General features: G+C 41.6%; 6 protein-coding genes. All 6 read right to left on the minus strand.

The window, feature by feature from the left end:
- Nucleotides 1–4,040, minus strand: a 4,040-nt coding sequence (locus GMD1S_RS05605) for a glycoside hydrolase family 70 protein (RefSeq protein ID WP_000970252.1), incomplete at its 3' end; no start/stop codon positions are given.
- An 86-nt stretch (nucleotides 4,041–4,126) separates the two neighbouring features.
- On the minus strand, nucleotides 4,127–4,990 hold the full coding sequence (locus tag GMD1S_RS05610) for a helix-turn-helix domain-containing protein (RefSeq protein WP_000909920.1): 864 nt from the start codon (nucleotides 4,988–4,990) through the stop codon (nucleotides 4,127–4,129).
- A 371-nt stretch (nucleotides 4,991–5,361) separates the two neighbouring features.
- Entirely contained in the window at nucleotides 5,362–5,916 is a 555-nt protein-coding gene (locus GMD1S_RS05615) for a DJ-1 family glyoxalase III (RefSeq protein WP_000246650.1), read from the minus strand.
- A gap of 10 nt (nucleotides 5,917–5,926) precedes the next feature.
- Complete coding sequence (locus GMD1S_RS05620) at nucleotides 5,927–7,150, minus strand: FtsW/RodA/SpoVE family cell cycle protein (protein ID WP_000830418.1); 1,224 nt, start codon at nucleotides 7,148–7,150, stop codon at nucleotides 5,927–5,929.
- Between the two features lie 5 nt (nucleotides 7,151–7,155).
- Complete coding sequence (locus GMD1S_RS05625; protein WP_000980488.1) at nucleotides 7,156–9,648, minus strand: bifunctional DnaQ family exonuclease/ATP-dependent helicase; 2,493 nt, start codon at nucleotides 9,646–9,648, stop codon at nucleotides 7,156–7,158.
- 196 nt (nucleotides 9,649–9,844) lie between these two features.
- A complete protein-coding gene (locus tag GMD1S_RS05630) occupies nucleotides 9,845–10,696 on the minus strand; it encodes an NAD(P)H-hydrate dehydratase (protein ID WP_000863089.1) in 852 nt (283 codons plus the stop codon).
- Nucleotides 10,697–10,755 lie beyond the last annotated feature (59 nt).

Genomic DNA, 10,755 nt, shown 5'->3' on the forward strand with positions numbered 1-10,755 from the left:
TCAAAGTAACGGATACTCTTATCTGAAAGTGTCACGATTTTACCCTTGACTTGCTTGCCATCTTGGTCAAAGTAAAGTGTTTGTTGACCAATCTTTTGAAGACCTGTCACTGCAACTCCATCTGCTCCGAAATAGTACCAATCACTTGGGTTATCACCTTGAGCAAAACGATTGATAACAGCATTTCCTGAATCCTTGTCAAAGTAACGAAGTTTGCCATCTTTAGCACTCACAATCTTGCCCTTAACCTGATAGCCGTTTTCATCAAAGAATTGCTGTCCATCTCCTATCTTGACAAGACCTCGAGCCATAACGCCCTTGGCATCAAAGTAACGCCAGTTTTGACCATCAGTAGTGTAGTAACGGTTGAGAACTTGGGCACCAGTTTGATCATAGTAGTACTGATTACCATTTTCATCTTCACGGATAGAATCACGAAGTTGAATACCATTCTTCAAGAAATAAACGTGCTTGCCATCAATTTCATGAGCACCTGTTACTAGATAACCTCGTTTATCGAAATAATACCAATTTCCATTTTCATCTTGGATAAAGGAATTTTTAGCTTGATAACCACTAGTTGAATAGAACTTAGTACCATTGGCATCACTAACAAATCCTGTGTAAGCATTCTTATTAACTAATTGCTTAGGCAATACTATCTCGCCATTTTTGTTAGTAAGATAGTCGTTGCTAGCCCAGTCTTTAAGAACATAGTAAGCACCACGACCTAAGATATTGGTACCATTGAAGTACTTAGCCGACCACTTGGTAATCTTCTCATCTGTTGTCATCTTTTGACCATTGGAAATCTGTACTCGTTCAAAGATCTCTGGATATTTGGCTTTAAGCTCATCCAAGTAGGCTCCACCGTATTTACCTTGGAAATCAGTCCCATTGGTCTTACTATTAGCTACATAGAGTTTTTCCTTAATTTCTGAACCTTCACGGTAGGTTCCGTAGTTATTGACACGTGTTGCTGTTACCACTTCCTTACCTGGTAGGTTATAGATTTGGTCTGGTACCCAGTCTGCGATGGCTTGGATATTGACACTGTGAAGCGCACGAAGAGCATTGAGCAAATCTTTTAAAGAACCATATTTATTGTTCTTGCTCATCGCCATATCGTAGCGGTCTTCAAAGGCATAACCATTCTGAATGATAGAATCTAAGAAAGTACCGTCTTGGCTAGATACATACTGAGGTGGTAGCTCAAATGAAGTTACTCCCCATTCCTTGAAGAGGTTGACATTTTTAGCAATGACTTTATTAGTATATTGGTCATCGCGGGTTGCAAAGTCTTGGAAGTTAGAAAATCCTTCGTAAATCAACTGAGAATCAAGGGCTGCGCTAGATTCGTAGACCTGACCACTAGCGTTTTTCTTCTTGCTTGCTGTTGTACGAGCATCCTGATCTGCCTTAGCGCCAACTGGTACCCAAACAGCCAGATATCCAGAAACCTGTACATTGCTGTAGCCTGCAATATCATTCATATCAAAGGTTAAAATACCATTAGCATCTGTCTTCTTCCAGAGCGATTGCGGCACTTCTTCGTCAGTTAGATAACGGGAAATACCATCTTTGGTCGTCAAAAGCACAGGGCGATAGTATTGATTCTTGTGGGCTGCTCCCATATTGACTTGCAGTTTATCCCATTCGTTCAGTTTCAGGTTAGGGTTGTTAGAAGCAATAACAGCCATCCCTTGAGTACGAGTTTCTGCTGTTCCTTCATCTGTTGCTTCATTGGCACCAGTACCGTAGCGCACAGAAGTCAAAATACCATTGTAAGACCATTTATCAGCCTCACGAGGTACACCCATATATGTGACTTTCATGTCTTGTCCACCTGCTACATACTTAATACGAGCACGCAACAAGGCATCGATAGCATCGTGGTAAGGAGATTTTTTCTCCATGTATTGACCATCATCGGTATAGAGGTCACCATAGTAGACCCGAGTGATAGAGTCTTTATTGGAGAGCATGAGGGCATGGGCAGTTGGGATGTTGAACTGCGTATACTTCTTGTCTGCCTTGCGCATATCTTCGTTGTAGATCTTGAAGGCTTGCTTGAGTTCATCCATGGTAAAGGTCAAACCATCCGTATTTGGATTGATATTTTCTCGGATGATGTCAGCAATAACAGTTTGTACTTCACTGTCATGAGCCCGAACAAAGATATAGTTAGCCATCCGTTCGCCATTTTTCTTTTCAGAAGAACGGTCATTTAGACTATTTGTAATCGTAGGCTCTACTCCGCTACGGATAGATAGATTACGCATGAATGAATAAAGCAAGGACAAGCGTAGCTTGTTGTCAATTGCTAGTTGAGCACCTTTAGTATCTTTGTTGTAGTCAGGATCGTTATCAGACCAAGCTTCCAAGATAGACAAATGCTTGATGGCTTCTTCTTCACTTTCTCCCACCTTGTAGCGAGACTTGAAGTAGTCAGATGCGATTTGGAGCAAGTCTGCGTTGACATTGTCCACCGCATCGACACGAACTCCATCAAAATTAGCAGTCGGATCATTGGCTACGATGCTTCCAAAGTTCATCATAAAATGCAACCAGTTGAGTTGTTCGGCCTGAACAGCTGGATTAGAGTTGTCAAAGTCGTTAGCGAGCAAGAACTCATAACCACCGTTTGACTTGTCAATGAAGTACTTAGGTTTACCTGTTTGACTAGTAGGGGTACGGTTAAGCAGACGGAACTTAGAGTCAGCATGAGAGCTCTTCTCATTATTAGTATAAAGCAAAGCTCCACCCTGCAAGTGGTCCTTTTTAGTACCAGTTGTTTCAGACTCTGACTTGATATTCCAGTTTGGCTGGGTTTTGACAAAGGCACCCATCAGCGTTCTCAACCATTTGGTATCGCCTTCTTTACCAATTTTTTCCTCAATTTTGCGCTGAACCTGCTGAGAAGCACCTGTCAGGAGAGCTTGTTCCACTTTGTTTTCAAAAGCACCTGCTCCCAGACCTTGCTGGTTCATATAGTTGAGGTAATTAATCTGAGTACGTTTATCAGGCCACCAAGCCATCAAAAGAGGACGTAAGTCTGTTTCTGTCGATGCCGTCCATGTTTTTCCATCTTTTAAGATGAACTTTGGACGATACCAGCTATCTGCTGTCAAATAACCGTCTACAGTTTCAATATCCTTGTCAGTCGTACCATAGAAAGCATTCTTTTGGGAGAATTCATTATTGAGACTGCTGGTTCCTTGTTGGAACTGATATTCATTTGAATCAACTAAGGCACCCGTTTCTGCATCAAAATAAAGTATTCTACCATTAAGTTCAACTGCAAAGTTCTTTTTAACTGTACCATCGTCCTGAACATAGTAATTTTTACCATCAATGGTCTTAATATGAGATAGGACATCATCATCATGGTCAGCATTTACAGGTGCAGGTTGAGCCTGATCTGCCACCATTCTTTCAGCTACTGCTCCTTGTTTTTGAGCAGGTTCGGGCAAGCGATCTTTCTTTGCAACCTTTGGATTTGCAACAATCTTGTCTTCAACAGCCGATTTTTCTCGTTTGTCGCCTTCTTGGTCTTGGGCAGTTGTTGGCCTTGCTTGTTTATTCTGCTCTGCTACTTCTGTTTTAGGAGTTTCTGTGATTGCATTAGCAGCTTTAACTTCTTCTGCAACAGCAGCCTTTTCTGTAGATGCTTCTTTCGTATCTGCTGGTTTAGCAGGCTCTTGAGCATTGGTTTGAACTGTTGCTTCCGTATTTTCTGCTGGTTTAGCAGGTTTTTCACTAGCAGCAACATCGCCTGTCACCTTGTCTGCAGGGGTTGCTTTTTCTGCTTCTTTCTCAGAAGCTACGTTAGCTTGGGCTGGAGTTTGCTGACCCGGACCACTAGTCTGAGCTGTAGCAGGTTCTTGAACCACAACCTGCTTTACATCATCCGCATGGACAACGCCTGGTTCTAGACCAAGTACCTTTGGTGCTACAATAAGGGCCAAGGTAGTCAAAGCAATGGCTACCCAGTTTTTCTTAACTTTATGCATCTTATAATGAATCTTTTTCTCCATCATAAAACCTCCTTCTGAATTTAGTATAAAGTTATGCCCTTATTCTAGTATATTTTTCAAAATGATCTTTTTTTGTTGCACATCTACAACTATGAAAGGCAAATTCTTTCAAACTGTTCTTTAAGCTTTTGGGCAACACCAAAGGAATCTAAAAATTCAAAAAAAGATAGGCATTGCTCGATATCACTGAGAGCATTAGTATTCCCGACCTTATAGGCATACAGAGCCCTATGATACTTAATCAGCGTTCGATCATATAGATCTGTTTCAGGGATTTTAGAGTGGTCGAGATAATTGAGAAACCTCATAGCAACTAGCAGATGGTTTCCTTCTATACAGACGCTAATGACATTAAGTAGCATCTTGATAATACGGCGGCGATTTTCAGGTAGGTTGTTATAAAACTGGGTACGATTGATCATCTCACTAGCGAAGGTTTCCAACGTTTCCAAGGTCATCAAATCAACACTGTTTGTAAAAAGCCAGAGTTCATAACGTCCCCACTCCTCAACAGAAAAGAGATGATCCGTCAGGAATTCAATATCCTTCTTGCTAATCTGAAAATCTGAGCAACAGGAAGACAGAAGAGCTCTGACAATGATCGTATTGAGTTTATAGTTTTTCTTCTCAGGAAACTGTTCGGTCAAAGCTTCTGAGCTTGACAAAATATTTTGGAGCTTGACAACATTGTTTTCCTGATATGCATCAGCTACTTTTTTTGAAAACAGCACATCATCTGAATCAATGTAATTATGGTAAACATACTGAAACTCCTCTAGGGAAACGGCCATATTTTTTAAACAGCAATAAAAAGAATCAAGTGTGATCCCATTAACTCCCCGTTCAAAACGGGATAGCTGAGCTACGGAAATATCACCAGCAGCTACCTCTTTCAGGGACATTTTTTTTGATTCTCTAATGACTTTGAATATTTTTCCAAATGCTTTCAACATATCACTCCCCCAGTTTCGTATATGCAAAAAATTCTTACTAATTTTAATATACTAGTAACATGTTTCAATTATATTACAGAGAAAGTACTTTATATTTCAAATTAATACAAGCAGATTAATTCGCATGATAAGACCGTTTAATATAGCATTTATTGAATATTATATCTTTTCATGAATCTATTGATTTCAGTAGAAATCTGAACTATTCTATCTAACAACTTGAAAACACTAACATTTCTAGAGATAGATTCCTTCTTATGTTAAACGAATCTTGATTGATTTATAAAAGTTTGATATAAAATCGCAAGACAATCATATGAAACATTTTTTAGACATGGAGTAAATTAAAAAACGAGAGCCGAACTCTCGTCTTACTGTTGATTTCCAAAGACATCTAGATAGAGCATGCCGTCTCGTAAACTTTCAGCATCCCCTCCCAACTGCTCTACCAACTCATAGGCAAAGGCAAGTGCGGTTGACGGTCCTCGGCTAGTTGTTAGATTGCCATCCACAACCACTGTTTGCTTTTGATAAATTCCGTCAGTAATTTGCTCCTGAACTCCGTCATAACAAGTAAAGTGCTTGTCTTTCAGGACACCTGCTTGATGAAGAGCGATTGGGGCTGCACAGATGGCAGCAATTTTCTTTCCAGCTTGGTCAAAGGCTTTAATCTGTGAAATGAGGGCTGGATTATCCCGTAGGTGAGCTGAGCCTGGCATACCTCCTGGAAGAACGACCAAGTCATAGTCGGACAAATCACCATCAAAGATACGGTCAGCTTTTACCTGAATGTCATGTGACCCTGTCACCTGCTCTTCAAATCCTACCATATCACAAGAAATGTTTGCTCGACGCAAGACATCGACTACTGTCAAGGCTTCAATTTCTTCAAAACCCTGGGCTAAAATAACTGCTACTGTTGCCATAGTGGCCTCCTTATTTGATTTGTTTTAGGACGACTTTCTTTCGTTTGAATGAAATCTTCCCACTCTTTTCTTCAGCTAGATTGGTCTGGTAACTCATAGATAAGAGGAGACCAACTCCGATAAGGTTACTAATAATTGCGGACCCCCCTTGAGAGATGAAAGGTAAAGGAATCCCTGTCAGAGGAAGCAAGCCAGTCACTGCGCCAATATTTTCAAATATATGGAAGAGCAGCATCATGATAAAGCCAGTCGAAATATAGGTATAGAACTGGTTATTTGATCTGAGCGTAATCTTCAACATCCGATAGATAAGAAGTAGGTACAAAGCAATGACAAATACTGAACCAATGAAGCCGAAATCTTCCGCAATTACTGTGAAAATCATATCACTCTCGCGTACTGGAATGAGGAGATTGGACACATTGAAACCTTGTCCAAACAAGCCACCACTTCCAATCGCAATTTGTCCCTGCGCCTGTTGATATGTTGTTGTTTGTGCAAAGTCAAAGGGATTGAGCCAAGCCAAGATGCGGTTGATCTGGTAAGTTGGCATCCCAATCTGATGCAAGAAGGCACGTCCATCCTTGCTTATAAAGATGGCCATGAAGCCTGCAACAGCAGTCACTCCTGTCGCAAAAACAGGAATGATAATCTTCCACGAAACACCTGAAAGGAGAACCATACCGGAAAAAATAGCTACGAAGACCAAGGCAGTCCCCAAGTCACTTTGTAGGGCTAAGAGGATCAAGACTGGGATGGTAAAGGCAATCATCCAACCAATCAGTAGGAAATCCAAGGGAATAGTCCGTCGCCATTCCTTGTGTTTTTGAGTGAATCTTACAATGGCTCGAGCCAACATCAAGATATAGGAAATCTTCATGAATTCCGATGGCTGGAAAAGTGTCGTTCCACCAATCGATACCCAGTTCTTGGCACCTGTTGACGCTACAAGATTTGGATTGTAGAAAACAAGAGGTAGGACCATCAAAGCTAGCCCTAGACCATAAAGATAGGGAGTCACCTTCCATAAAAACTCGGTATTAAAGAACATGACCACAAAACCAATGACAAGGCCCAAGGAAATCCATGCGATTTGCTGACCTAGAATTGGTAATACATTATTTGGATAGTCATGACTAACTGCTATATAAATGGCCACTACTCCAATCACCAGTAAACAAAACACTGGTAGGAGGAGGCTATAATCGACTCGAGAGTCGAAGGAACGTTTCATATTTTTTACCTTTTCTCTTTCTTGGATTTTTCTTTCATTCTATTGCAACGAGATTGGAGAAAATCAGCTACAGCAGGCTCTAGCTGTTCTCTAGAAAGAACCTGAACAGCCCTTTCTTTTGACAAGGCCTGAGCGATTTGTTTGCCGTAACGCTTGCTAACGACACGACTATCTAAGATAACAGCAACCGAACCTTGGTCAGATCTTCTAACAGTACGGCCCAGAGCTTGTTTTAGCCGAATGATCGCCATCGGCAACTGATAATCATAGAAAGGATTTTTCCCTTCTTGACGCAGTTCTTGGTTTAATTTTTTGGTTAAAGGCTCTTGGGGATTTTGGAAAGGCAATCTCGGAATCACTTGAATCACGCAAGGATGGGTTGAAAAATCAACCCCTTCCCAGAAACTACCTGTTCCAAGCAAGATCTGGCGTTCGCCCTTTTCAAAACGTTTTTTCAGTTGGCTTGGTTCCCCATTTTTATACTGAGCTAGATGCGGTTGGTCGAGCAGGTCCGAAACTGCCAGCAACATTTCTTTTGAGGTAAACAAGACCAATAAGGGTTCTTGAAAGGCTTGTAAGCTTCGAATGACAGAAGCCACTTCACTAGCATAGTCAAAAGGCGAAACTTCTGTCACAAGAGGAAAGTCATTGACTAGAAAGACTTCTTGTTGCTCCTGCTTTGCTACATCAAGCCTAACAAGTGGAGCTTCTGAAAAGCCCAATAAATCTGCTAGGGAAACCCGATTGCTGATTTCAAGAGTGGCCGATACTCCTAGAAGTCTACAATCTTCTGGCAATAGGTCTGCTAGTATAAAGCGGCCTTTTTTGCTTGAACAAATCAAGACATCCTTGCTCGATTTCTCTGCTGTAGCAAGCCAAAATTCACGGTCCGAGGTGAAAAAGTTTGCAAGCTCTCGATACTCTGGGAGAGCTAACTCCGAAAAATGCTGGCGCAAGTGTTCGAGAGAATCCAACCACTTTCCATTCTTAAGGCCTGACTGATAGTGCTCCATCAAGTAACGACATTCAAAACCTATACTCTCAAGCAAGCGTTTCTGAACCAAATCTTCCTCTGACTCTAAGGACTTTTCAATTTGAGTTACAAGTTCCTCAAGGCGGTAAGCCTGCTGGGCTAGATTTTCAAGGGCTAGCAGCATTTTTTGAGCTTCATCCAAGATCACCAAACGGTTGTCGATAAACTCTGGATTGTCTTCCAAACGTGTGACCAGATAGGCATGATTAGTCAAGAGAACGCGACTGGTCTTGGCCTTTTCCTGCCCTCGTTTCCAAAAATCCTCTGTGGCAAATAAACTTTTCTTTGAAAGCTTGCCATCGTGGACTAGTTCTGGCAGAAAGTGCTGGTAGCGATAAAGTTGCCCGATTTCGTCCAAATCACCAGTCTCTGTCTCCGTTAGCCAGATGAGCAGTTGCATTTTAAAGCGTGTGAAAAGGCGATTGGACTCTGGTCGATGGAGGACTTGGTGAAAAGCATCCAGTTTCAAGTAATTTTGAGGCCCCTTGAGACTATGAATTTCCAGATGGAAGACCTCTTTTAAGCGCTGACCTTCTTCTTGCATGATTTGATTTTGAAGAATTTTGGTCGGAACACTCACTAGGATACCTGTTTGACTCTCCAAGTTCAAAGCTGGGAGGAGATAACCATAAGTCTTGCCCAGTCCCGTTTGAGCTTGGACAAAGGAAATCTGGTGTTCTTCCAATAAGTGCTCAACCTTCTCCGCAAATTCCAACTGTTGCGGACGCTCCTCCAGCCCCAATAAAGAAATGTTTTTAGCAAAATCTTTGGATAACTTGCGTGGTACTAATGCTTGACTTTCCTTTCTCAGGAAAAGTCCATGGAGTTCCATCAAGTCTGGCGAAGACAAGAGAGATTGCTGCTGGTAAACCTCCTCAATCACCAGATAACTTTCATAGAGAAGGTTGTCTGCAAGGTCTAACAAGCTTTCTAAAAGCCCTTTTGGTAACTCAAAAAGTTTTTGACGCATGTAAAGCAAGAGTTCAGCTGTTGCCTGAGCATCAGACAGGGCAGCGTGGGCTTGTTCTAGTTCAATTCCCAACTCTTGACAAAGGATACCTAGATTGTATTTTTCAAACTGAGGATATAAAACTTGGGCTAACTCAACAGTATCCACCCGCGGTGTGCGCAATTCATATCCTTCAAAAAAGAGGAATTCTGCAAGAAGGTTAGCATCAAACTGTACATTGTGCGCAACAAAAATACCGTCCTTAACCAATTCAAAAATTTTTCCAGCCACCTGAGAAAATTCTGGTGCCGCAGCCAAGCGTTGATCGGTTAGACCTGTTAATTCTTTGATATGAGAATCCAAGGGTTCGTGAGGATTGACATCAGTCGCATACTGATCGACGATCTCGCCATTCTCAATCACCACAATGCCTACTTGAATAATTTTTGCCTTGCTTCCGGTGCTGGTCGCCTCTAAATCAACGACCACATACCGATCATTTCTCGCATTCATCATTAAAAATTATATCAAAAAAAGCATGATTTGACATCCCTCAACTTTGATAACAATCTCGCTTTAATTGCTAGTTTGACTAAAAATCAAGACCTTAAAAGTGAGAATTTCACGCAAGTTCTGCAGTTGGTCGCTGGTTCTGAGGTATTTGAAAACCTTATCAACAAAGCTACATCAACATAAAAAGACAACCAAGGTATTAGCTGCCTTTTTGAGATATTTTTTTCATTGTTTTGGGGAGGAGCTTGCTAATTTCTGTTGGCAAGACAAGGTAGTTTTCTTGAGCTAGTTCTTGAGCAATGGCTGAGTGCAGATGGGTCGCTACTACTACGCGTTCATAGAGATTGACATGTGGAAACTGACCTGCAAAACCTGCAATCATCCCAGCCAAAGTATCTCCCATCCCACCGGTTGCTTGATAGGGACCTCCAACCTCCAGTTGATAGTATTCAGGTTTGCCAGCTTTCCAGATACGAGTCGCTGGACCCTTCTCAACTAGAATTGTTCCTTGAGGAAAAGAAGAAAGAGCCCTAGCAGTCGTCTCTGTATTTTTATGTTCAAGAACTATACCAGACAGTCTTTCCCATTCCTTTTGGTGGGGAGTAAGAATGAGCTGACTAGATGGAAATGGCAAATGACCTTTTGCTAAGATGCCCAAAGCACCGCCGTCTACAATCAAAATCTGGTCTTTTCTGAGACTGTCAAAAACTCGTTTTACGAGTTCTTCTCCAAATGCATCCTCTCGCAAACCCGGACCTAACAAGACAACTTCTGCCTTTTCCAACTGTTCTTTTAGTAATGCTTTATCCTTTAGAGAAAAAGCCATTGCTTCAGGTAAATGGCTGTGCAGGGCTGAGATATTCTCCTTATCCGTGCCAACAGTCACCAACCCTGCCCCACTTCTGACAGCTGCAATGGCTGACATGATGATAGCTCCCCCATAAGGATAAGTCCCTCCCAGTAAGAGCAGACGTCCGTAATCTCCCTTATGGCTATGACGAGAACGTTCAATAATGACTTTTTCTAATAAAGTTTGATCAATCACTTTCATCGTTTTTTCCTCAACTATCCTTTATCTGATTGTTTTAAAACAACTTGATAGACTTTCTT

Source organism: Streptococcus sp. GMD1S, from assembly GCF_000296875.1.
Lineage (GTDB): Bacteria > Bacillota > Bacilli > Lactobacillales > Streptococcaceae > Streptococcus.

What these genes read in the sequence shown, in the direction of transcription:
- GMD1S_RS05610 (WP_000909920.1), bottom strand. Translation starts at nt 4,990, where the DNA reads ATGTTGAAAGCATTTGGAAAAATATTCAAAGTCATTAGAGAATCAAAA.
- GMD1S_RS05615 (WP_000246650.1), bottom strand. Translation starts at nt 5,916, where the DNA reads ATGGCAACAGTAGCAGTTATTTTAGCCCAGGGTTTTGAAGAAATTGAA.
- GMD1S_RS05620 (WP_000830418.1), bottom strand. Translation starts at nt 7,150, where the DNA reads ATGAAACGTTCCTTCGACTCTCGAGTCGATTATAGCCTCCTCCTACCA.
- GMD1S_RS05625 (WP_000980488.1), bottom strand. Translation starts at nt 9,648, where the DNA reads ATGATGAATGCGAGAAATGATCGGTATGTGGTCGTTGATTTAGAGGCG.
- GMD1S_RS05630 (WP_000863089.1), bottom strand. Translation starts at nt 10,696, where the DNA reads ATGAAAGTGATTGATCAAACTTTATTAGAAAAAGTCATTATTGAACGT.